This window comes from Microbacterium koreense (assembly GCF_042677105.1).
In the GTDB taxonomy this organism is placed as follows: Bacteria; Actinomycetota; Actinomycetes; order Actinomycetales; family Microbacteriaceae; genus Microbacterium; species Microbacterium koreense.
Genome location: NZ_JBHTIM010000001.1, coordinates 2,221,862 through 2,243,852 on the forward strand (window position 1 = coordinate 2,221,862; position 21,991 = coordinate 2,243,852).

The following is a 21,991-nucleotide window of genomic DNA, read 5'->3' on the forward strand; positions in this document are numbered from 1 at the left end:
CGTCGTATGACCGTGCAGATCTCGCGAGGGCGCAATCCCTTGCGCGCGCCCGAAGACCACCGTCTGAACCGCATCGCCGGGCCCAGCGCCCTCGTCATCTTCGGAGTGACCGGCGACCTCTCCCGCAAGAAGCTCATGCCGGCGGTCTACGACCTCGCCAATCGTGGGTTGTTGCCGCCCGGGTTCGCGCTGGTCGGATTCGCTCGCCGTGATTGGCAGGACCAGGACTTCGCGCACGTGGTCTACGACGCGGTGCGGGCACACGCTCGCACCGAGTTCCGTGAAGAGACCTGGCAGCAGCTCATGCAGGGCATCCGCTTCGTCTCCGGCCAGTTCGACGACGCGGAAGCGTTCGTGCGCCTCAAAGAGACCGTCGATACGCTCGATGCCGAACGCGGAACGATGGGGAACCACGCGTTCTACCTCTCGATTCCGCCGAAGGACTTCCCGCTGGTCGCCGAACAGCTGAAGGCCTCTGGGCTGGTCGATGACACGGCCGATCAGCCCGAACGGTGGCGCCGCGTCGTGATCGAGAAGCCATTCGGTCACGACCTCGAGTCGGCACGGTCGCTCAACGATGCGCTGCGCGCCGCGTTCCCGACGGATTCGATCTTCCGGATCGATCACTACCTCGGCAAAGAGACGGTCCAGAACATTCTCGCGCTGCGCTTCGCGAACACGTTGTACGAGCCGCTGTGGAACAGCAACTACGTCGACCACGTGCAGATCACGATGGCCGAAGACATCGGAGTCGGTGGGCGTGCGGGCTACTACGACGGGATCGGAGCCGCGCGGGATGTGATCCAGAACCATCTCCTCCAGTTGCTCGCGCTCACGGCGATGGAGGAGCCCATCTCGTTCGACGCGAAAGACCTGCGGGCCGAGAAAGAGAAGGTGCTCGCAGCCGTGACACTGCCGGACGACCTCGCGCGGTCGACGGCACGTGGGCAGTACGCCGGTGGATGGCAGGGCGGCGAGAAGGTGCTCGGCTTCCTCGAAGAGGAAGGCATGAACCCGCAATCGACCACCGAGACCTACGCCGCGATCACGCTCGAGATCAATACCCGCCGCTGGGCGGGGGTACCGTTCTACCTGCGGACGGGCAAGCGTCTGGGCCGACGGGTGACGGAGATCGCCGTGGTGTTCAAACGCGCACCCGAACTGCTGTTCCCCCGCAGCCAGACGACCGGTCAGGGTCAGAATGCGCTCGTGATCCGCGTGCAGCCCGATGAGGGGGTGACGATCCGGTTCGGCTCGAAAGTGCCCGGTGCCAGCGCGCAGGTGCGTGACGTGACCATGGACTTCGGGTACGGACATGCTTTCACCGAAGCGAGCCCCGAGGCCTATGAGCGGCTCATCCTCGACGTCCTGCTGGGCGATCCCCCGCTTTTCCCTCGCCACGAAGAGGTCGAACTGTCGTGGAAGATCCTGGATCCGATCGAGCGGTTCTGGGATGCCGAGGGTGGCCCGCTCGAGCAGTACGCCCCCGGTTCGTGGGGCCCTGACTCCGCCGATGAGATGCTCTCGCGCGACGGACGAACCTGGAGGCGCCCATGATCGTCGACCTGCCCGACACGACCGTCAGCAAGATCTCCCGTGCTCTCGTCAGTGTGCGCGAAGAGGGCGGTGCCGTCGCCCTCGGACGCGTGCTCACGCTCATCATCCTCACGCGCGAGGGCGCCGTGGAAGAGGTCATCGAGGCCGCGAATGACGCATCGCGAGAGCACCCGATGCGCGTGATCGTGGTGATGGTCGAAGACGACCACGAGGGTGACTCCCGTCTGGACGCCCAGATCCGTGTCGGCGGCGACGCCGGCGCGAGTGAGGTCGTGACCTTGCGCGCCCTGGGCGACGCGGGACGTTCGAACCTCGAGAGCCTGGTGACGGGATTGCTCCTCCCCGACGCCCCGGTCGTGGTCTGGTGGCCGAACACCACCCCCGAGACCCCGGCGAGGACGTCGATCGGGCGGATCGCCCAAAGACGGATCACCGATGCAGCCACGAAGTCCGATCCTTCGGCGTGGGTGGGCTCACTGGGTGAGAATTACGCTCCGGGAGACACCGATCTCGCTTGGACGAGGCTCACGCACTGGCGCGAGCAGCTCGCCGCGGTGCTCGACCAGCCGCCGTACGAGGAGATCACCCGCGTCGAGGTGCGGGGCGCGGCGAGCTCACCGTCCACGGCGCTGCTCGCGGCGTGGCTTCGTCTCCAGCTGGACGTCCCCGTCGACTGGGCGTACCTGCCCGAGGACACGTGGCGTCATGGCATCAAGTCCGTGCGCCTGAGCCGCGCCTCGGGCGAGATCCTGCTCGAGCGATCGACCTCGTCGGTCGCGTGCCTGACACAGCCGGGACAACCCCAACACGACCTGACGATGACGCGTCGCACCCTGCGGGAGTGCCTCGCCGAAGAGCTGCGCCGCCTGGATCCCGACGTCTTGTATGGTCGGGTCATCACCGAGGGCTGGGAGCTCCTCGGTGCACCGTCGGAGACGTAGGAGACCAATGCCAGAGTTCTGGGTGGAAAAGCGGGTGGTCATCGCGCCGACTCCGCGCGACCTCGCCGATGCGGTGGCCCGGAGGTTCATCGCGCGCGTGGTCAAGCGCACCGAACGGGGCAAGGTCGTCCATGTGTCGCTGACAGGCGGCTCGATGGGTGGCGCCGTCCTCGCTGCAGCCGCGTCGGATGCCCGGATCGCGCAGATCGATTGGTCGCTGGTCCATTTCTGGTGGAGCGACGAGCGCTTCGTGGCCCGCGAGTCCTCCGACCGAAACGACAAGCAGTCCCGCGAAGCACTCCTGGATTCTCTTCCCGTGCCTCGCGAGAACCTTCATTTCGCTCCCGCATCCGACGACACGGATGCCGATCTCGACGCCGCGGCGGAGTCCTACGCCAGAGAACTGTCGCGGTTCGGTATTCCCGACCGTCCATGGCCGGCATTCGACGTCTGCTTCCTCGGTGTCGGTCCCGACGCCCATATCGCGTCGCTGTTCCCCGATCGGCCCGAGATCCAGGTCACGGATCGAGCGGTCGTTCCTGTGCGCGACTCCCCCAAGCCGCCACCCGAGCGCATCACGATGACGCGACCGGTGATCAACTCGTCCAAGCGGGTGTGGCTGGTGATCGCGGGTGCGGACAAAGCCGCAGCACTCGGGCTCGCCCTGGCCGGCGCCAGCTACGAGAGTGTGCCCGCAGCGGGCGCGAAAGGCACGCAGCGCACCGTCTTCTTCGTCGACGATGCCGCAGCAGCCGAGGTTCCCCCGGAGCTCATCGACCGCGAATACTGAGTGTCGCAAGGCGCGGCGGACGCTGGCCGCGCCCGTCGCCGCAGCTTACTCGCCGCGGCGCTGACGCAATTGCGTGAGCGCGTCGTCGAGGAGGGCATCCGCCTCGTCGTCGGTGCGACGCTCCTTCACGTAAGCGAGATGGGTCTTGTACGGCTCGGTCTTCGCGACCGCAGGCGGGTTGGCCTTGTCTCGCCCCGCGGGGAGACCGGAATGCGGCGAGTCGATCGTTTCGGGAATCTCTTCCTCGGGAACTCCCGCGGCGAAGTAGCGCACCGTTTCGTTGCCCATGGCATCCCAATACGAGATCGCCACACGGTCGGCGTGATAGCCGTGATCCTGCTCGCCCATCGGTCCTGCACCGACTCGGGTGCCTCGGATCGCATTGCCGCCTGTCGCCATTACAGCCCCTGGAACTTGGTGATGAGCCCGAGGGCCACGATGGACACGAACCACGCCAACGCAAGGACGACGGTGAACCTGTTGAGGTTCCGTTCCGCCAGACCCGACGAACCCAGCGCGGACGTCATGCCGCCGCCGAACATGTCGGACAGGCCGCCACCGCGACCCTTGTGAAGGAGGATGAGGAGGGTCAGCAGGAGGCTCGTGATGCCGAGGATCACCTGCAGGACGAACTCGAGGATCTGCACAGTCTGGAAAGCCTTTCGGGACGATCGGTCAGCGATCGCACAAACGTCGAGTATACCGTCTCCGACACCAGGGTCCCCGACCCGCGCCCGCGGTCACGCGGATGCGGCGGGCCGAGGACATCGTCGAGTCAGACCCCGACGTGCTTCTGGTAGCGGATGATGGCCGCGAATTCGTCGACCACGAGGCTCGCTCCGCCGACGAGCGCGCCGTCCACGTCGGGTTCGCGCATGAAGCTCGCGATGTTCGCAGCCTTCACCGAACCGCCGTACAGCACGCGCGTGCGCGCTGCGGCGTCCTCACCGAGTCGTTCGGCCACGACGGCTCGCAGCTTCGCACAGACATCCTGCGCCTGCTCAGGAGTGGCTGCCTGGCCGGAGCCGATCGCCCATACCGGCTCGTATGCGACGACGATGTCGGCGTCGGCGGTGACACCCTCCAGCGCCACCTCGAGCTGACCGACCGGAACGGCGCTGGCGCCGTACTTTTCCAGGTCCTCCGAGGTCTCGCCCACGCAGATGACAGGGGCGAGTCCGTGGCGAAGCGCTGCCTGCACCTTCGCCGCGACGACCTCGTCGGTCTCGGCGTGGTATTGCCGACGTTCGGAGTGACCGATGATCACGTAGCGATTGTCGAGCTTCGCCAGGAACGCGCCCGAGATCTCACCGGTGTACGCGCCCGCGTCGTGAGCCGAAACGTCCTGCGCACCGAGAGCGAACGGGATCTTGTCGGCATCGAGCAGAGTCTGCACCGTGCGCAGGTCGGTGAACGGCGGGAAGACCGCGACCTCGACCGAGTCGTCATCGTGCTTGGCATCCTTCAGCGTCCAATGCAGCTTCTGCACGAACGCGACCGCCTGCAGGTGATCGAGGTTCATCTTCCAATTGCCCGCGATGAGGGGCGTACGCGTCACTGCCATCCGAGGACCTCCAGTCCGGGGAGCTTCTTACCTTCGAGGAATTCCAGGCTGGCGCCGCCGCCGGTCGAGATGTGGCCGAAGGCGTCGTCAGAAAACCCGAGCTGACGAACCGCCGCGGCGGAGTCGCCACCACCGACGACCGACAGCCCCTCGACTTCCGTCAGAGCCTGGGCGACCGTGCGGGTGCCTGCGGCGAAAGCCGACATCTCGAACACACCCATCGGACCGTTCCAGAACACCGTCCGCGAATCGCGGATCGACTCAGCGAAGAGCTCAGCCGTGCGCGGACCGATGTCCAGCCCCATCCCGGACGCACCGAAGGCGGTGTCCTCGAGGTGGGCGGCATCGGCGACCACATGCTCGGCGTCGGCGCTGAAGGACGAGGCCATCACGGCATCGACCGGGAGGACGAGCTCGACGCCGCGCTCGGCGGCCTCACGCATGTACCCGGTCACCGTGTCGAGCTGGTCGGCTTCGAGCAGGCTCGCTCCGACCTTGTGCCCCTGTGCTGCGAGGAAGGTGAACATCATTCCGCCGCCGACGAGCAGACGGTCCACGCGCGGGAGCAGGTGGGCGATGACGCCGAGTTTGTCGCTCACCTTCGATCCGCCCAGTACCACCGTGTAGGGCCGTTGCGGATTCTCGGTGAGGCGATCAAGCACCTCGACCTCGCCGGCGACGAGGAACCCGGCCGCCGACGGAAGGATCTCTGCGAGGTCGTACACCGAAGCCTGCTTGCGGTGAACAACGCCGAACCCATCTGACACGAGGGCGTCACCGAGTGCGGCGAGCTGTTCGGCGAACGCACGGCGCTCTGCCGCATCCTTCGCCGTCTCGCCCGCGTTGAACCGCAGGTTCTCCAGCACCGCGACTTCGCCGTCTTCGAGCGCGGCGACCGCCTCGTGCGCGGATTCACCGACGGTGTCACGCGCCATCGCCACCGGCTTTCCCAGCAGTTCAGACAGTCGCTGGGCGACGGGAGCCAGGCTGAAGGCCGGATCCGGCGCACCGGCGGGCCGACCGAGATGAGAGCAGAGCACGAGGCGGGCGCCCTGATTGATCAGGGCGTTGAGCGTGGGAAGCGCCGCGCGCACGCGGCCATCGTCCGTGATGACTCCGTCCTTGAGGGGAACGTTGAAGTCGACACGGACGATGACCCGCTTGCCTGCGAGCGACCCCAGCGAATCGAGGGTGCGCAGAGCCATGATCGCCGTCAGAGCTTGCTGGCGACGAGCTCGGTGAGGTCGACGAGACGGTTGGAGTAGCCCCACTCGTTGTCGTACCACGCCGAGACCTTGACGAGGTTTCCGCTGACGTTCGTCTGACCGGCGTCGAACACCGACGAGTGCGGGTCGTGGACGATGTCGGTCGAGACGATCGCGTCGGTGTTGTACTTCAGGTAGCCGACCAGCGCACCGTCGGCGGCAGCCGCTTCGTAGGCCGCATTGATGGTCTCCTTGGTGAGCCCCTCGGTCGGCGTGATGATCGTGAGATCGACGATCGAGCCGGTGGGGACCGGCACGCGGTAAGACGAGCCACTGAGCTTGCCGTTGAGCTCGGGCAGCACGAGTCCGATCGCCTTGGCGGCGCCGGTCGCGGCCGGCACGATGTTCAGTGCTGCGGCACGGGCGCGGTGGAGGTCGCCGTGAGGGCCGTCCTGCAGGTTCTGGTCGGCGGTGTAGGCGTGCGCCGTCATCATGAAACCACGCTCGATGCCGAAGTTGTCGTTGAACACCTTCGCCAGCGGTGCGAGGCAGTTCGTCGTGCACGAGGCGTTCGAGATGACGTGCATCGTCTCGGGGTCGTATTCGTTGTCGTTGACGCCCATGACGAAGGTGCCGTCGACGTCGGTGCCGGGCGCCGAGATGAGCACCTTCTTGGCACCGCCGGCGATGTGCTTCTTGGCGTCCACGGCCTTCGTGAAGCGTCCGGTCGATTCGATGACGATGTCGACGCCGAGGTCGCCCCAGGGAAGGTTGGCAGGGTCGCGCTCTTCGAAGACCTTGATGCTCTTGCCGCCGACGGTGATGGAGTCCTCGGTGTACGAGACCTCCTCGGCGAGACGTCCGCCGACGGAGTCGTACTTCAGCAGATGCGCGAGGGTCTTGTTGTCAGTGAGGTCGTTCACCGCCACGATGTCGATGTCTGCGCCCTGTTCGAGGGCGGCGCGGAGGTAGTTGCGTCCGATGCGGCCGAAGCCGTTGATGCCGATCTTGACGGTCACGGTGTCTCCCGTTGTCTCTTCGCGCCGGGAAGCCCTGATCGGGGCCCCTGCCACGCGATCTCTCCTTGAAAGAGAGGATGCTCTGCCGTCCCCGTCCGGGGAACCGCCGAGGCATCCTCACCTGTCCTCGACACTAGCGCAGATGCCCGGGACCTCGCAGTCCGAACCGTGCCGATCGTGCCGAGACATCCCGAGGACGACGGATGCCCGGCAGCCCCATGGGTGAGGCGCCGGGCATCCCGAGGTCGACGTCGGTCAGACGAGCAGGCCGGACGTCTTCTCGCGCGCCGTCGTGAACCGGGACTGCACGTTCTCCCAGTTCGCGATGTTCCAGAACGCCTTCACGTAGTCCGCGCGGACGTTCTTGTAGTCGAGGTAGTACGCGTGCTCCCACACGTCGAGGAGCAGCAGCGGCACCGTGCCGGCGGCGAACTGGGCCTGCTGGTCGAAGAACTGCTGGATGATGAGGTTCTCACCGATCGAGTCCCAGAACAGACCCGCCCAGCCCGAACCCTGGACCCCGAGCGCGGCGGCGGTGAAGTGTCCGGTGAACTTGTCGAACGACCCGAAGTGGTCGTCGATCGCGGACGCGAGCTCGCCCGTGGGCTTGTCTCCCCCGTCCGGCGACATGTTGGTCCAGAAGATCGAATGGTTGGTGTGTCCACCGAGGTTGAAGGCGAGGTCCTTCTCGAGCTTGTTCACGTTCGCGAAGTCGCCCTTGTCGCGCGCCTCGGCGAGCTGCTCGAGCGCGGTGTTGGCGCCGGTCACATAGGCCTGGTGGTGCTTGTCATGGTGCAGCTGCATGATCGTCGCACTGACGTGCGGCTCGAGCGCGGCGTAGTCGTAGGGCAGATCGGGAAGCGTATAGGTCGCCATTTTCTCTCTTCCTGTCGGCGCCGCGGGAACGAACGACATCGCTGCGTCGCGGCGTGGGGTGACGTCTGTCATCCTACTGACCGTCAACGCGTGCGGCAGGGGGTTGCTTCCCGCCGGATGAGAAGTTATCGAGACGATTCAGGCGTCGATGCCGGGAGGCACAGCGGATTCGGTTCCCGGGATCCCGTCCTGTTCGGCCTTCTTGTCTGCCATCGCCAGCAGCCGACGGATGCGGCCGGCGACGGCGTCCTTCGTGAGCGGAGGATCGGCGTGATGCCCGAGTTCGTCGAGGCTGGCGTCCCGATGGGCAAGGCGGAGGTCGCCGGCTTCGCGCAAGTGATCGGGCACTTCGTCACCGAGGATCTCCAGTGCGCGCTCGACCCGCGCGCACGCCGCGACGGCCGCTTGTGCGGAGCGCCGCAGGTTGGCGTCGTCGAAGTTGACGAGGCGATTGACACCGGCGCGTACCTCGCGGCGTTGGCGGAGCTGGTCCCACTCCGCTGCGGCACGGACGGCACCCATCTGCGCGAGCGCGACACGGATGGCCTCGCCTTCGCGCACGACGACGCGCGGGATGCCGCGGACCTCGCGGGCCTTTGCGGCGATCCCGATCCGGTGCGCCGCCCCCACGAGCGCCATGGCGGCTTCGCCGGACGGGCACGCCACTTCGAGCGCCGCGGAGCGGCCGGGCTCGCTCAGAGATCCGGCGGCGAGGAACGCCCCCCGCCAGATCGCAGCGAGATCCTCCCGCGAGCCGGTGGTGAGTTTGTTCGGGAGGCCACGGACGGGACGTCGGCGCTGGTCGAGAAGTCCGGTCTGGCGCGCGAGGGTCTCACCGCCGTCGATCACGCGCACCGCGAAGTGGTTGCCTCGTCCACCCGATCCCTGCACGTGGGCGAGTTCGGGGCGGACCCCGTAGATCTCCATGAGCTCACGGGCGACACGTCGGGCGAGCGGATCGGAGTCCAGTTCGGCCTCGACGGCCACGCGGTTGGCGATCGAGTGAAGCCCACCCGAGAACCGCAGGATCGCGGTGAGCTCGGCCACACGCGCGTGCGGTCGGGGGTCGCGGACCGAAACGAGTTCGGCCTTCACTTCGGCGGTCAGCGACACGGGGCTCCTTCATCAGGTGGGCGGGACGATCGTCCAGCCTACCGCCGCCGCCGAGACGGCGTGGCGTCACTCTCGTCCGAGATCGCGGTGTTTGGTGCGAACGGCGACTCCCGGCACTCCGGCAAGCCGTGAGGCGAGTTCACCGGTCGTCACGACGGAGCGGTGCTTGCCCCCCGTGCACCCGACGGCCACGACCGAATGCCGCTTGTTCTCGCGCTGGTATCCCTCGAGCACCGGCACGAGCGCCCGCGCATAGGCATCGATGAACTCGACGGCACCCTCCTGTGCCAGGACGAAGTCGACCACCGCATCGTCCTCACCGGTGAGCGACTTGAGCTCGTCGTTCCAGAAGGGATTCGGCAGAAAACGCATGTCGGCGACCATGTCGGCGTCCGGCGGGAGCCCGTACTTGAACCCGAAGCTCATCACGGTGAGGGTGTGGCGGGCGGCTCCCTCTTCGGCGAACAGTTCGACGATCCGCGTGGAGAGTTGGTGGATGTTCAGCGTCGACGTGTCGATGATGATGTCCGCGCGTTCTCGAACGACGGCGAGTCGGTCGCGTTCACGTCGGATGCCGTCGATGATCGTGCCGTCGCCCTGCAGCGGATGCGGGCGTCGCACCGCTTCGAAACGCCGTACGAGCACGTCGTCGGCGGCGTCGAGGAACACGGTGCGCAGACGTCGCCGATCGCGGAGGGTGCGCATGACCTCGGGGAGTTCCGCGAACAGATCGCGACCGCGCACGTCGACCACGGCAGCCACCTTGGGGAGTGCGTCGGCGGCGATCTGGGTGAGGTCGAGGAGGGGTCTCAGCATCTGTGGAGGCAGATTGTCGACCACGTACCAGTCAAGGTCTTCGAGCGCGTTCGCCGCCGTCGAGCGACCCGCCCCCGACATGCCCGTCACGATGAGCACCTCGGCGCCGTCGCGTCGTTCGTCCTCCGTCATGACCTCTCCCCGCTCGCGCGTTGCCAGCCTATCGACTCGCCAGGTGGTCGTGGATCGCGGCAGCGAGCTTGGGACCGACGCCGGGCAACGCTTCGATCTCTTCCGTGGTCGCACCTCGCAGTGCGGTCACCGATCCGAAGTGTCGCAGGAGCGCCTTGATGCGTGCGTCGCCGAGGCCGGGCACTTCCGCGAGCACACTGTGGATGTCGCGTCGTCGCCGCTTGCGCTGATGACGGATGGCGAAACGGTGCGCCTCATCGCGCAGTCGCTGCAGCAGGTAGAGCGCCTCGCTCGTGCGCGGCAGGATCACCGGATAGTCCTCCCCCGGTAGCCATACCTCCTCAAGCCTCTTGGCGATGCCGCACAGCGGGATCTCGTCATGGCCGGCTTCTCGGAGGGCACGCGCAGCGGCCTCCACCTGGGGCTTACCGCCGTCGACGACGAGGAGCTGGGGGCGGTAGGCGAACCGTGGGCGTTTCGGGGCCGCAACCACGACATCCTGCCCGGGAGCCGTGGCCACCTCGGTGAGTGCTTCCGACACAGGTTCGTCGGACGGACGATCGAGGTAGGCGAGCCGGCGCGTCAGCACCTGGTGCAGCGAGTCGGTGTCGTCGGTGGTCTCGGCAACACCGAACGAACGGTATTGGTCTTTGCGGGGCAGACCGTCTTCGAAGACGACCATCGATGCCACGACGTTCGTGCCGCCCAGATGCGACACGTCGAAGCCCTCGATGCGCAACGGCGCCTCGGCGAGTCCGAGCGCCTCCTGCAGGTCGGTGAGTGCTTGTGTGCGCGCCACGTAATCGCTCGTCCGGCGGGTCTTGTGCAGCATGAGCGCCTGCTCCGCGTTGAGCGTCGCGGTCTTGAGCAGGTCGGCCTTGTTGCCGCGCCGAGCGACACGGATGGCGACGCCCTTGCCGCGGCGCTCGCGCAGCCACGCTTCGAGCTCATCAGAGTCGTCGGGAAGCGACGGCACGAGCACTTCGCGCGGAATGTCGGCGGGCGCGGCCTCACCATACGCACGCTGGATGATCTGATCGACGAGGTCTCCCCCCGAGATGTCGAGCTCTTTCTCGATCGTCGTCGCACGTACGCCGCGCACACGGCCGCCGCGGATCACGAAATGCTGGACGGCCGCGGCGAGTTCGTCTTCGGCGATGCCGAACAGGTCGGCGTCGGTGTCTTCGGTGAGCACGAGCGCGCTCCTGCTGAGGACGGCGTCGATCGCCTCGAGTCGATCCCGGTAGGTGGCCGCGGCCTCGTAGTCCATCGCCGCTGAAGCTTCGCGCATGCGCGCGGTGAGGTCCCGCGTGAAGCGTTGGTCACCCCCTGCCATGAAAGCGACGAAGTCATCGACGATGGCCCGGTGTTCCTCGACCGTGACACGCATCGAACATGGCCCTCCACAGCGCCCGATCTGTCCGGGAAAGCACGGTCGTCCCGATGCCATCGCCTTCTTGTAGGACGAGTCGCTGCACGTGCGGATCGGAAAGACCTTGATCATCTGGTCGATCGTGTCGTGCACCGCCCACACCTTGGGATACGGGCCGAAATAGCGTGCTCCCGAGATGCGACGGTTGCGGGTGACCATCACCCGTGGCGCCTCGTCTCCGAGGGTGATCGCCATGAAGGGGTAGGACTTGTCGTCGCGGTAGCGCACGTTGAACGGTGGATCGAACTCCTTGATCCACATGTACTCGAGCTGGAGGGAGTCCACATCGCTCGCGACGACCGTCCACTCGACCGAAGCCGCCGTTGTCACCATGCGACGCGTGCGCTCGTGGAGCGTGTGCAGCGGCGCGAAGTAGTTCGACAGGCGGGCGCGGAGGTTCTTCGCCTTGCCGACGTACAGCACGCGCCCCGAAGCATCCCGGAAGCGGTAGACCCCGGGATTGGTCGGGATCTCCCCCGGTTTGGGCTTGTAGGCCACCGTGGGGACGGAGCGTGCCACCGCGGTCAACCCGCCTTTCGCTCGACCGCCGGCGTGGTGCGGTCCAGGACTTCGGCGAGGAAGACGCCGGTGTGGCTGCCGTCGGCGCGCGCGACCTGCTCGGGCGTTCCGGTCGCGACGACCTCGCCGCCGCCTGCACCGCCCTCGGGACCGAGATCGATGATCCAGTCGGAGGACTTGATGACGTCGAGGTTGTGCTCGATGACGATCACCGTGTTGCCTTTGTCGACCAGTCCGTTCAGCACCTCGAGCAGACGCGCGACGTCTTCGAAGTGGAGTCCGGTCGTCGGTTCGTCGAGGACGTAGATCGAGCGGCCGTTGGAGCGACGCTGGAGTTCGGTCGCGAGCTTGACGCGCTGCGCCTCACCACCGGACAGTGTCGTCGCCGACTGGCCGAGCCGCACATAGCCGAGACCGACGTCGACCAGCGTCCGAAGGTAACGATGGATCGCCTGGATCGGTTCGAAGAAGTCGGCTGCCTCTGCGATCGGCATCTCGAGCACCTCGGCGATGTTCTTGCCTTTGTAGTGCACGGCGAGGGTGTCGCGGTTGTACCGCTTGCCGTGACACACCTCACAGTCGACGTAGACGTCGGGCAGGAAGTTCATCTCGATCTTGATCGTGCCGTCGCCGGAGCACGCCTCGCAGCGGCCGCCTTTGACGTTGAAGCTGAAGCGCCCGGGCAAGTAGCCGCGCGCCTTCGCTTCGGGGGTGTCACTGAAGAGCGTGCGGATGCGGTCGAAGACCCCGGTGTAGGTGGCGGGGTTCGAGCGCGGCGTTCGTCCGATGGGCGCCTGATCGACGTGGACGACCTTGTCGAGGTTGTCGAGCCCGGTCACACGGGTGTGCTTCCCGGCGACACGGCGCGCGCCGTTGAGTCGGGTCGCGAGCACCTCGTAGAGGATTCCGTTCACGAGCGTCGACTTGCCTGACCCGCTGACACCCGTCACGGATGTCAGCACGCCCAGCGGAAAGTCCACCGTGATGTTCTTCAGATTGTTCTCTCGGGCACCGACGACGGTGACGCGCCGTTGTTTGTCGATCTTCCGCCGCTTCGCGGGCGTGGCGATGGCCCGCCGTCCCGAGAGGAAGTCGCCCGTGATCGATCTGCGGTCCTCGAGGAGCGATCCGAGCGGCCCCGAGTGCACGACCTCGCCCCCCTCGACACCGGCGCGAGGGCCGATGTCGACGATCCAGTCGGCCGCGTGAATGGTCTCTTCGTCGTGTTCGACCACGATGAGAGTGTTGCCGAGGTCGCGCAGGGTGACGAGCGTTTCGATCAATCGTCGGTTGTCGCGCTGGTGCAGACCGATCGACGGTTCGTCCAAGACGTAGAGCACTCCGGTCAGGCCGGATCCGATCTGCGTGGCGAGTCGGATGCGCTGGGCCTCTCCACCCGAGAGCGAGCCGGCCGATCGGCTCAGGCTGAGGTAGGTCAGTCCGACCTGCAGCAGAAAGTCGAGCCGCGCTCGGATCTCCCGCAGGACGGCGGCGGCGATCTTCGCTTCACGATCGGTCAGTTCGAGGTCGGCGAAGAATGCGTGTGCATCGGCGAGACTCATGCGCGAGGCTTCGGCGATCGAGTGCCCGTGCACGAGCACCGCAAGCACCTCGGGCTTGAGTCGGTCTCCGTCACAGACGGGGCACGGGACTTCACGCAGGTACTCGGACCACCGTTGGCGTTGGGTGTCGCTCTCTGCCTGCAGATACTGCCGCTCGATGTACGGCACCACGCCCTCGAACCCCGAGGAGTACCTCATCTCACGTCCGTAGCGGTTCTTCCACTTGACGGTGACCTTGTAGTTCTCGCCACGCAGGATCGCCTCACGGACTTCCTCGGGCAGGTGTTTCCACGGCGTTTCGAGCGAGAAGTCGAGGTCGGCGGCCAGCCCCTGAAGAAGGCGTTCGTAGTACTGGTAAAGCCCCTTGCCCTGGGTGGTCCACGGGATGAGAACACCTTCGGAAATCGAGAGCTCTTCATCGCCGAGCATCAGTTCGACATCGACCGACATCCGCGTTCCTAGCCCCGAGCAGGCAGGACACGCGCCGAAGGGCGCGTTGAATGAGAAGGTGCGCGGCTCGATCTCGGTGAGCTGCAACGGGTGGCCGTTCGGGCACGCGAGCTTTTCGGAGAACGACTGCCACGCCGCGTCGCCTTCTTCGTCGACGAAGTTGACCTGCATGACCCCCGACGCGAGACCCAGAGCGGTCTCGACGGAGTCGGTGACGCGACTGAGGATGTCGGCCGTGGCCACGAGGCGGTCGACCACGACGGCGATGTCATGCTTGTAGCTCTTCTTGAGCGTCGGAGGCTCAGAAAGCTGCACGAGCTCGCCATCGACGATGGCTCGCGCATAGCCCTTGGCAGCCAATTCCTTGAAGAGGTCGACGAACTCGCCCTTCTTCTGCGTCACCACCGGCGCGACGATCTGATAGCGCGTCCGCTCTGGAAGCTCCATGAGCTGATCGGCGATCTGCTGCACCGTCTGCCGCTGGATCTGTTCACCGCACTCCGGACAATGCGGAACACCGATGCGCGCCCACAGCAGTCGCATGTAGTCGTGGATCTCGGTGATCGTGCCGACGGTCGAACGAGGGTTGCGGTTGGTCGACTTCTGATCGATCGAGACAGCGGGGCTCAACCCCTCGATGAAATCGACGTCGGGCCGGTCGACCTGTCCGAGGAACTGACGCGCATAGGCACTCAGCGATTCGACGTAGCGCCGCTGGCCTTCGGCGAAGATCGTGTCGAACGCGAGGCTCGACTTGCCCGAGCCCGACAAACCGGTGAAGACGACGAGTGCATCGCGCGGGATGTCGAGGTCGACGTCTTTCAGGTTGTGAACGCGCGCTCCCCGGACGCTGAGACTTCCGCTGGAGTGGCGGACGGGCAGGGACGGGGTGTTCACAGACGCTGATCCGTTCAGATTCTCGGCGACGACAGGGACGATGGGCACCCGTCAAGTTTAGGCGGGGCCTCCGACATCGGCTCCGGTGCCCAGGCACGAACGAAAGGTGGGATGCCGAAGCCCGAGGCCCCGGCATCCCACCTGCTTTTCGACCTACGGGTTGCGCAGTTCGAAGGTCACGGTCGTGACGTTGCCGAGCACGTCGTAGACCTTCAGCTCGTTCGTGCCGACGATGCCGCCGAACGCGCCCGGTCGGACGAAGTTCAGATCCGACCACCGATTGTCGCTGAGGTTCTTCTCGACGCCGTTGAGCGTCAACCGGTCGATCTCGTAGGCGTCGAACAGCTTGAACGAGACCTTCTCGTATCCGTCCGCCGGCGTACCGACGGTGAAGTTCGCCCCTTGCTTGACGGTGACCGTCGGAGCCGTCACGTCGAGGACGAACTCGACCGTTGTGACGTTGCCTGCCACGTCATAGACGAGGAGCGTGTTGGCACCGGCGACGGCCCCGAACCGACCGGGGGTCACGCTGTTGAGGTCCGACCACCGATTGTCGGTCAGGTCCTTCTCGACGCCGTTGAGCGTCAGCCGGTCGATCTTGCCCTCGTCGAAGAGCTTGAACGACACCGAGCGGAAGACGCCGTCGGCGCCCTGCGACTCCGGCTTGACGGTGACCGTCGGCGCGGTCGTGTCCGGCTCGGCCACCACGATCGGCAGCGTGAAGTCGGTGCCCGCCGGCGTGGTGATCCGCAGGGCGACCTCACCCGTCAGTCCCTCCGGGACGACGACGTCGAGGCTTGCCTGGCCGGCTTCGTCGGTGAGGCGGACGAGCGAACGGTCGATCGCGGCCGATCCGACGTCCACTCCGCCGATCGACACGGCGACCGTCTCGGCGGCGACCGAGGTCTGGGTGAAGTCCAGCGACGCGAGATCGATCGTGATCGACTCGCCCGGCGCATAGCCGGTCGCCGCCGCAGGAGCGGAGAGCGAGACGCCGATCGAGCGCTGTGCGAGGTCGGGCGCGGCCGGTGAGTTCGCGTCGAGGTAGTCGACCATCGCGGAGAGGTCGATGAGCCCGGAATCAGCCCGCGCCGTGCCCGCCGCGAAGGTGCCGAAGTTGTCGCCGCCCGATGCGAGGAACGAGTTCGTGACGATGCGGTAGGTCGCCGCCGGGTCGACCGGCTGATCGTCCAGTCGCAGGTTCGTCACCCGCGAGCCCGCCGCCGCCGCGTAGTCGGTGACGTAGGTCAGTCCGTCGGACACGCCGAGTTTGAGGAACGGTCGCGAGGCCGCCGCGGGCTGCCACTGCTCCTCGAGCAGAGCCGCGATCTGCTCGCCGGTGAGTGACATCGTCACGAGCGTGTTCGCGAAAGGTTGGACGGCTGCGGCTTCGGCATAGGTGACGTTGCCGTCGGGGTCGTTCGCGCCGGAACTCGCGTACGCCAGATCCGCTCGCAGCCCACCCGGGTTCATGAACGCGATCTGCACGTCTGAGAAGCGCTGCTGCGCTGCCCACAGCTGGACGTCGGCGACGAAGTTGCCCAGGGTCGACTCGGCCCCGCGCGCCTCCTCGGTCGTCGAGGGGTTGTCGGCGGTCGGCGTGCGTGGCTGACGCTCGCGGCGAAGGTCGGCGGTGATGTCGCCCAACGGCACACCGCCCTCTGCCTGCGCATAGGCGACGGCCTCGCTCACGATGCTGTCGACCGCGGCGACGACGGGGTTGTCGAGGTCGGGCGTCACATTCCGGACGGCGGGGCTCACCGAGGTGTTCCACATCGAGATCGTCTCGGTCGTCGCGAACGACACGTCGCCGCTCTCGCGGTCATAGGTGATCGCGGTGTTCTGAAGGCGCTCACCGTACTGTCCTGCCTGGGTCACGCGAAGGTCATCGACGTCATAGGCATACGTCGCGTGGGTGTGGGAGGTCACCAGCATGTCGATGTCGCCGTCGAGCCCTGTGACGATGTCGCCGAGCGGCGTCGTCGGGTCTGCGGCATCCGCGGGATCAGAGGACCCGCCTTCATGGACGAGCGCGATAACGATCTCGGCGCCGTCCGCCAGCGCGGCGTCGGCGGCGATGTTCACCTCGGAGGCGATGTCGCGGAACTCGATCCCCGCGATTCCGGCGGGGCTCACGAGTGACGGCATCTCTTCGGTGACGGCTCCCACGAACGCAACGTCGACATCTCCGGCGACCGTCACGATCTCATACGGCTCGAGTGCCCGGGTGCCGTCGTCGTAATAGACGTTCGCGCCGAGGTGCGAGAACTGCGCCCGCGGGATGACCCGGTCGCGCAGGTCGGCGAAGCCGAGGTCGAACTCGTGGTTTCCGGCGGCACTGACATCGAGCCCCGCGACATTGAGGGCATCGATCGTCGGGGCATCCTGCTGGATGAAGGAGGTGAACGTCGATGCGCCGATGTTGTCACCGGCAGACGCGAAGATCGTGTTCGGGTTGGCGGCGCGCACCTGCTCGACGGCGGTCGTGATCGCCGCCATCCCGCCCGCCGGGGAGGACGATTCGATGCGTCCGTGCAGGTCGTTGATCGTGACGAGATTGATCGTCACATCGTCGGCGGCGTGGGCGGGCGCGCCGGCCAACAGGCCGGCGCCCAGCACTGCGGCGGTGACGGTGGCGCCGGTACCGAGCAGACGCCGGCGGTTCGCGCCCGCGCGTGGATGACTCGTTGTCATGAGTGGGTTCTCTCCGTGTGCATGCAAACAGGTTCGGTGTGCGGCGCGCTGACGCGCCGGTGCACCGATGCTGAGCCTAGGGTTTCGTGCGCGTGCCGCCTATCAAGATGAGAGAGAGTTCATCGGCCGTCTGCATGACCGTTCATCAGCGACCCCTGCGCCCGCCTGCGAACGGCGCGAGCGCGTCGCGCAAGAGGCCGAGGCGCTCGGCATCGGCGCCGACGGCCGCCATGACCTGCCCGGGAACGTCGAGTGCGCGCTCGCGCAGCGCGCGACCCTCGGGCGTCGCGCGAATCGCGAGCGCCCGCTCGTCCTCAGACGCGCGGGCGCGTTGGAGCAGTCCCTGCTTCTCGAGCCGCTTGACCAGCGGTGACACCGTGGCCGGCTCCAGCGCGAGGGCATCGGCGAGTTCCCCCAGCGTGCGCGGCTCGGATTCCCACAGGGCGAGCATGACGAGATACTGCGGATGCGTGAGGCCCAATGGCTCGAGGATCGGCCGATAGATCGAGACGACGTTGCGCGCGGCCGTGACGATCGCGAAACACACCTGGTTATCGAGCGCGAGGAGCTCATCACGATCATCCATATGTCGATCCTATGGCGCCGAATGGTTAGTACACTCATGAATATGACAGCGAAGGATGCCGATCAGCCGAGCCTGCGAGCCCGCGTGCGAGCGGCCGGCGGCTGGTACGCCTGGTTCAACTCCGCGCTCGTGCGCGCGGCCGGGCCCGCCGCCGTCGGCCCCTATGAGGCGACTCCCCCACCGTCGGCACAGGCGAGAGCGGAGCGATCCTGCCCACTGTGCGGCGCCGCGATGAACACCCACGAGATCGATCGCAGCGGCCCGAAGCCACTCATGCACTGCCCACGATGATCCCGTGGAGCGCCGTCCGTTCGACAGGTATCGCTAGGCGTGCCCGGCCTGTTCCATCGCCCGCAGTTCGCGCTTCAGATCCTGGACCTCGTCGCGAAGCCGGGCGGCCAACTCGAACTTGAGTTCGTCCGCCGCCGCGAGCATCTGCGCGCTGAGGTCGGCGATCGTCGACTCGAGCTGCTGCGCTCCTTCTGCCGCGATTCCCTCGCGGCGCAGCTGCGGAGTCGGCGACGAGCCCTTACCGCTCTTCGTCTTCGCCGCGGCCTTTCCTCTCAGCATCCGATCGGTGTCGGATGCCTCGCGCGCCAGCACCTCGGTGATGTCGGCGATCCGTTTGCGCAACGGTTGGGGATCGATTCCGTTCTCGCGGTTGTACGAGATCTGCATCTCGCGCCGACGCTCGGTCTCGTCGATCGCGTTGCGCATCGAATCGGTGATCGTGTCGGCGTACATGTGAACCTGACCGGACACGTTGCGGGCGGCGCGGCCGATGGTCTGGATGAGCGACGTGCCGCTGCGCAGGAACCCCTCTTTGTCGGCATCGAGGATCGCCACGAGCGACACCTCGGGCAGATCCAGGCCCTCGCGGAGCAGATTGATTCCGACGAGCACGTCGTACACACCCGACCGCAGCTCACTGAGCAGTTCGACGCGTCGCAGCGTGTCGACGTCGGAGTGCAGATACCGCACACGCACGCCGTGCTCGCCCAGAAAGTCGGTGAGCTCCTCCGCCATCTTCTTCGTCAGCGTCGTCACCAGCACACGCTCGTCGCGCTCGACACGCACGCGGATCTCTTCGAGGAGATCATCGATCTGCCCCTTCGAGGGCTTCACGATGATCTCGGGGTCGACGAGGCCTGTCGGCCGGATGATCTGCTCGACGACGCCGTCGGCGATCCCCATCTCGTATCGCCCCGGGGTTGCGGAGAGGTACACGGTCTGCCCCACCCGGTCTTTGAACTCGTCCCATCGCAGCGGGCGGTTGTCCATCGCGCTCGGCAACCGGAACCCGTGCTCGACCAGGGTGCGCTTGCGCGACGCGTCGCCCTCGTACATCGCGCCGATCTGCGGAACGGTCACGTGCGACTCGTCGATGACCATGAGGAAGTCGTCGGGGAAGAAGTCCAACAGAGTGTGGGGAGGCTCTCCGGCCGAGCGTCCGTCGAGGTGACGGGAGTAGTTCTCGATTCCCGAGCAGAAGCCGAGCTGTTGCAGCATCTCGAGGTCGAAGGTCGTGCGCATGCGCAGTCGCTGGGCTTCGAGCAGCTTGTTCTGTGACTCGAGGTCTCGGAGGCGCTCGGCCAGTTCGTCCTCGATCGTGCCGATCGCACGCTGGACGGTGTCGGTGCCGGCCGCGTAGTGGGTCGCGGGGAAGATCGGCACCGAGTCGAGCTTTTGAATGACGTCACCGGTGAGCGGATGGAGCATGTAGAGCCCCTCGATCTCGTCGCCGAACAGCTCGATACGCACGGCGAACTCTTCGTACACCGGGATGATCTCGATCGTGTCGCCTCGCACGCGGAAGTTGCCGCGCGAGAAGTCGACGTCGTTGCGGTTGTACTGCATCGCGATGAATTTGCGGATGAGCGCGTCGCGGTCGTAACGCTCGCCGACCTGGAGCGCCACCATCGCGCGCAGGTATTCCTCGGGCGACCCCAGACCGTAGATGCATGAGACGGTCGACACCACGACGACGTCGCGCCGACTCAGCAGTGAATTCGTCGTCGAATGTCGCAGCCGCTCGACCTCGGCATTGATCGACGAGTCCTTCTCGATGAAGGTGTCGGTCTGCGGCACGTAGGCCTCGGGTTGGTAATAGTCGTAATAGCTGACGAAGTACTCGACCGCATTGTGCGGCATGAGTTCGCGGAACTCGTTGGCGAGCTGCGCGGCCAACGTCTTGTTGTGTGCAAGCACGAGCGTGGGTCGTTGCACGGCCTCGACGAGCCAGGCCGTCGTCGCCGACTTGCCGGTACCGGTCGCCCCGAGCAGCACGACGTCGGTCTCGCCCGCGTTGATACGCGCCGCAAGGTCGGCGATTGCCTGGGGCTGATCGCCGGAGGGTGCGTAGTCGCTGACGACCTCGAACGGTCGGACGGAACGTGTGGTCTGCACCCCTCCAGCGTAGGCGGGGCTTCTGACATCGGCTCAGTTCGCGAGGCGATCCGGCAGCGAAGCCCAGAAGTCGTCCACCTGGCGGTGCGTCTCGTCGATCGATCCCTCGGTGTCGATCACGACATCGGCGATCGCCAGTCGCTGCGCATCCGAGATCTGCGCGGCGATTCGCGCGGCCGCATCCGCCTCCGTCATACCGCGCAGGTCGATCAGTCTGCGCAGACGCGTATCGGATGCCGCGTGCGCCACGACGATGAGATCCCACGGGTCGTCCGCCCGCGCCTCGACGAGGAGCGGCACGTCGTAGACGACGACGGCAGCGGGGTCTTCCTCCCATGCCTCGCGGAAGCGCCGCTCTGACTCGCGGCGCACCGCGGGGTGGACGATCGCGTTCAGTCGCGCGAGAGCGTCGTCGTCGCCGAAGACACGGGCCCCGAGTGCCGCGCGATCGAGCGCGCCGTCTTCGGTGATCATCTCCGATCCGAAAGCCGCGCCGATCTCGGCCAGGACAGGTGACCCCGGTCGCTGAACCTCACGCACGAGCGCATCGGCGTCGACGATGACGGCGCCGGCGGCCTTCAGGCGCGCGGCAATGGTGGATTTTCCCGAGGCGATGCCTCCGGTGAGAGCGATCAAGGGCACGCCTTCGAGCATGCCACGCCTGCCCAGAGCGAGGAGAGCGAAGCTCAGGTTTGCCTCAGGGAACACTTCCTGAGCGTGGGCTGAGTCATCCACAAGCTGTCGCTGAGGACGCCTCCCTACCTTCGAGATGTCGCGAGAGACGGGGATGGGTCCATCAGGGGGGACATCACACCGCGCGACACCTGACTCACTCCGAAAGGTACGGAACATGTCCGACAACACCACCGAGATCACCAGCCGCCGTGAACAGCGCAAGGCCGGCAAGCGCCGTCCGATCGTCGCGTTCGGTCTCGCCACGCTCGCCGTCGGCGGCATCGGCGCCGCACTGACCAGCGCCGCCTGGACCGACAACGTCTTCTTCTCCGCCCAGGCGGACGCGGCGACCTTCGACCTCGAGGGCTCGGTCGACGGTGGCAAGACCTGGACGCAGTCCGACAACAAGGAGAAGATCGAGCTCGTCGTTCCCGCGAGCGAGTTCGCGAAGCTTCTCCCGGGCGAGACCCGCACCGTGACCCTCGACGTGCGCAACAACGGCAACGTCGACGCAACGCTGGTGGGTTCGGCCGTGTGGGCCGACAGCCAGACCACGTTCGCGCAGGACCCGAAGGTCGCCGTGTCCGACCTCGAAACGACGCTCGTCCCCGCCGGCACCGACTCCTTCACTCTCACCGTCACCACCCCCGATGACTGGTCCACCGACAACAAGGGCACGGCCGGCGTCATCATCGTCACCGTCAGCGGCGAAGCCACGTCCTGACCTGACATCGCCCACACCCCGAGAACCGAGAGG

The 21,991-nt window shown here is 66.5% G+C and carries 19 protein-coding genes; 5 read left to right on the forward strand and 14 right to left on the reverse strand.

Annotated features, from left to right (window positions below; all coding sequences use genetic code 11):
- Positions 1 to 6 precede the first annotated feature (6 nt).
- Genes zwf through pgl form a run of 3 tightly spaced genes read left to right on the forward strand, consistent with a single transcriptional unit; the run spans position 7 to position 3,288 of the window.
- The gene (gene zwf / locus ACFQZV_RS10425) at positions 7 to 1,557 is read left to right on the forward strand and encodes a glucose-6-phosphate dehydrogenase (protein WP_378749269.1); all 1,551 of its coding nucleotides are present in this window, start codon (positions 7 to 9) and stop codon (positions 1,555 to 1,557) included.
- Complete coding sequence (locus ACFQZV_RS10430) at positions 1,554 to 2,498, forward strand: glucose-6-phosphate dehydrogenase assembly protein OpcA (RefSeq protein WP_378749271.1); 945 nt, start codon at positions 1,554 to 1,556, stop codon at positions 2,496 to 2,498. The genes zwf and ACFQZV_RS10430 overlap by 4 nt, the downstream gene beginning before the upstream one ends.
- A 7-nt stretch (positions 2,499 to 2,505) precedes the next feature.
- The gene (gene pgl, locus ACFQZV_RS10435; RefSeq protein WP_378749273.1) at positions 2,506 to 3,288 is read left to right on the forward strand and encodes a 6-phosphogluconolactonase; all 783 of its coding nucleotides are present in this window, start codon (positions 2,506 to 2,508) and stop codon (positions 3,286 to 3,288) included.
- A gap of 45 nt (positions 3,289 to 3,333) precedes the next feature.
- Here the strand turns inward: pgl and ACFQZV_RS10440 are convergent, their stop codons facing one another.
- The 12 genes from ACFQZV_RS10440 to ACFQZV_RS10495 form a co-directional block, all read right to left on the reverse strand.
- Positions 3,334 to 3,687 (reverse strand): RNA polymerase-binding protein RbpA, encoded by a 354-nt coding sequence (locus ACFQZV_RS10440; protein ID WP_378749275.1) that lies wholly within the window; start codon positions 3,685 to 3,687, stop codon positions 3,334 to 3,336.
- Complete coding sequence (gene secG, locus ACFQZV_RS10445; RefSeq protein WP_378749276.1) at positions 3,687 to 3,935, reverse strand: preprotein translocase subunit SecG; 249 nt, start codon at positions 3,933 to 3,935, stop codon at positions 3,687 to 3,689. Before secG ends, ACFQZV_RS10440 begins: the two co-directional genes overlap by 1 nt.
- A gap of 128 nt (positions 3,936 to 4,063) precedes the next feature.
- The gene (tpiA, locus tag ACFQZV_RS10450; protein ID WP_378749278.1) at positions 4,064 to 4,852 is read right to left on the reverse strand and encodes a triose-phosphate isomerase; all 789 of its coding nucleotides are present in this window, start codon (positions 4,850 to 4,852) and stop codon (positions 4,064 to 4,066) included.
- On the reverse strand, positions 4,843 to 6,057 hold the full coding sequence (locus ACFQZV_RS10455; protein WP_378749280.1) for a phosphoglycerate kinase: 1,215 nt from the start codon (positions 6,055 to 6,057) through the stop codon (positions 4,843 to 4,845). The genes tpiA and ACFQZV_RS10455 overlap by 10 nt, the downstream gene beginning before the upstream one ends.
- An 8-nt stretch (positions 6,058 to 6,065) precedes the next feature.
- A complete protein-coding gene (gap, locus tag ACFQZV_RS10460) occupies positions 6,066 to 7,076 on the reverse strand; it encodes a type I glyceraldehyde-3-phosphate dehydrogenase (RefSeq protein ID WP_378749282.1) in 1,011 nt (336 codons plus the stop codon).
- A 255-nt stretch (positions 7,077 to 7,331) separates the two neighbouring features.
- Complete coding sequence (locus ACFQZV_RS10465) at positions 7,332 to 7,952, reverse strand: superoxide dismutase (protein ID WP_378749714.1); 621 nt, start codon at positions 7,950 to 7,952, stop codon at positions 7,332 to 7,334.
- Between the two features lie 138 nt (positions 7,953 to 8,090).
- On the reverse strand, positions 8,091 to 9,065 hold the full coding sequence (gene whiA / locus ACFQZV_RS10470) for a DNA-binding protein WhiA (protein WP_378749284.1): 975 nt from the start codon (positions 9,063 to 9,065) through the stop codon (positions 8,091 to 8,093).
- A 66-nt stretch (positions 9,066 to 9,131) separates the two neighbouring features.
- A complete protein-coding gene (gene rapZ, locus ACFQZV_RS10475) occupies positions 9,132 to 10,013 on the reverse strand; it encodes an RNase adapter RapZ (protein WP_378749286.1) in 882 nt (293 codons plus the stop codon).
- A 28-nt stretch (positions 10,014 to 10,041) separates the two neighbouring features.
- Complete coding sequence (gene uvrC, locus ACFQZV_RS10480) at positions 10,042 to 11,964, reverse strand: excinuclease ABC subunit UvrC (protein WP_378749288.1); 1,923 nt, start codon at positions 11,962 to 11,964, stop codon at positions 10,042 to 10,044.
- Positions 11,965 to 11,969: 5 nt separating this feature from the next.
- Complete coding sequence (gene uvrA, locus ACFQZV_RS10485; protein ID WP_378749716.1) at positions 11,970 to 14,873, reverse strand: excinuclease ABC subunit UvrA; 2,904 nt, start codon at positions 14,871 to 14,873, stop codon at positions 11,970 to 11,972.
- 153 nt (positions 14,874 to 15,026) lie between these two features.
- Positions 15,027 to 17,567, reverse strand: coding sequence for a 5'-nucleotidase C-terminal domain-containing protein (locus ACFQZV_RS10490; RefSeq protein ID WP_378749290.1), 2,541 nt, complete (start codon positions 17,565 to 17,567; stop codon positions 15,027 to 15,029).
- Positions 17,568 to 17,712: 145 nt separating this feature from the next.
- On the reverse strand, positions 17,713 to 18,153 hold the full coding sequence (locus ACFQZV_RS10495) for a MarR family winged helix-turn-helix transcriptional regulator (RefSeq protein WP_378749292.1): 441 nt from the start codon (positions 18,151 to 18,153) through the stop codon (positions 17,713 to 17,715).
- A 36-nt stretch (positions 18,154 to 18,189) separates the two neighbouring features.
- Between ACFQZV_RS10495 and ACFQZV_RS10500 the strand changes: the two genes are divergently transcribed.
- Positions 18,190 to 18,444, forward strand: a complete 255-nt coding sequence (locus tag ACFQZV_RS10500) for a hypothetical protein (RefSeq protein WP_378749294.1) — start codon at positions 18,190 to 18,192, stop codon at positions 18,442 to 18,444.
- A 33-nt stretch (positions 18,445 to 18,477) separates the two neighbouring features.
- Here ACFQZV_RS10500 and uvrB read toward each other — a convergent pair whose 3' ends face one another.
- Positions 18,478 to 20,559 carry an excinuclease ABC subunit UvrB gene (uvrB, locus tag ACFQZV_RS10505; RefSeq protein WP_378749296.1) on the reverse strand — a complete coding sequence of 694 codons (2,082 nt, stop codon included), beginning with the start codon at positions 20,557 to 20,559 and terminating at the stop codon, positions 18,478 to 18,480.
- Between the two features lie 33 nt (positions 20,560 to 20,592).
- Positions 20,593 to 21,201 (reverse strand): dephospho-CoA kinase, encoded by a 609-nt coding sequence (coaE, locus tag ACFQZV_RS10510; RefSeq protein WP_378749718.1) that lies wholly within the window; start codon positions 21,199 to 21,201, stop codon positions 20,593 to 20,595.
- Positions 21,202 to 21,409: 208 nt separating this feature from the next.
- Between coaE and ACFQZV_RS10515 the strand changes: the two genes are divergently transcribed.
- Entirely contained in the window at positions 21,410 to 21,958 is a 549-nt protein-coding gene (locus tag ACFQZV_RS10515) for a hypothetical protein (RefSeq protein WP_378749298.1), read from the forward strand.
- Positions 21,959 to 21,991: the final 33 nt, after the last annotated feature.

Bases quoted from the DNA above. Each gene is read 5' to 3' on its own strand.
- ACFQZV_RS10495 (WP_378749292.1), bottom strand. From the start codon at position 18,153: ATGGATGATCGTGATGAGCTCCTCGCGCTCGATAACCAGGTGTGTTTC.
- ACFQZV_RS10515 (WP_378749298.1), top strand. From the start codon at position 21,410: ATGTCCGACAACACCACCGAGATCACCAGCCGCCGTGAACAGCGCAAG.
- ACFQZV_RS10440 (WP_378749275.1), bottom strand. From the start codon at position 3,687: ATGGCGACAGGCGGCAATGCGATCCGAGGCACCCGAGTCGGTGCAGGA.
- ACFQZV_RS10430 (WP_378749271.1), top strand. From the start codon at position 1,554: ATGATCGTCGACCTGCCCGACACGACCGTCAGCAAGATCTCCCGTGCT.
- ACFQZV_RS10500 (WP_378749294.1), top strand. From the start codon at position 18,190: ATGAATATGACAGCGAAGGATGCCGATCAGCCGAGCCTGCGAGCCCGC.
- pgl (WP_378749273.1), top strand. From the start codon at position 2,506: ATGCCAGAGTTCTGGGTGGAAAAGCGGGTGGTCATCGCGCCGACTCCG.
- ACFQZV_RS10490 (WP_378749290.1), bottom strand. From the start codon at position 17,567: ATGACAACGAGTCATCCACGCGCGGGCGCGAACCGCCGGCGTCTGCTC.
- ACFQZV_RS10455 (WP_378749280.1), bottom strand. From the start codon at position 6,057: ATGGCTCTGCGCACCCTCGATTCGCTGGGGTCGCTCGCAGGCAAGCGG.
- ACFQZV_RS10465 (WP_378749714.1), bottom strand. From the start codon at position 7,952: ATGGCGACCTATACGCTTCCCGATCTGCCCTACGACTACGCCGCGCTC.
- zwf (WP_378749269.1), top strand. From the start codon at position 7: ATGACCGTGCAGATCTCGCGAGGGCGCAATCCCTTGCGCGCGCCCGAA.
- rapZ (WP_378749286.1), bottom strand. From the start codon at position 10,013: ATGACGGAGGACGAACGACGCGACGGCGCCGAGGTGCTCATCGTGACG.
- tpiA (WP_378749278.1), bottom strand. From the start codon at position 4,852: ATGGCAGTGACGCGTACGCCCCTCATCGCGGGCAATTGGAAGATGAAC.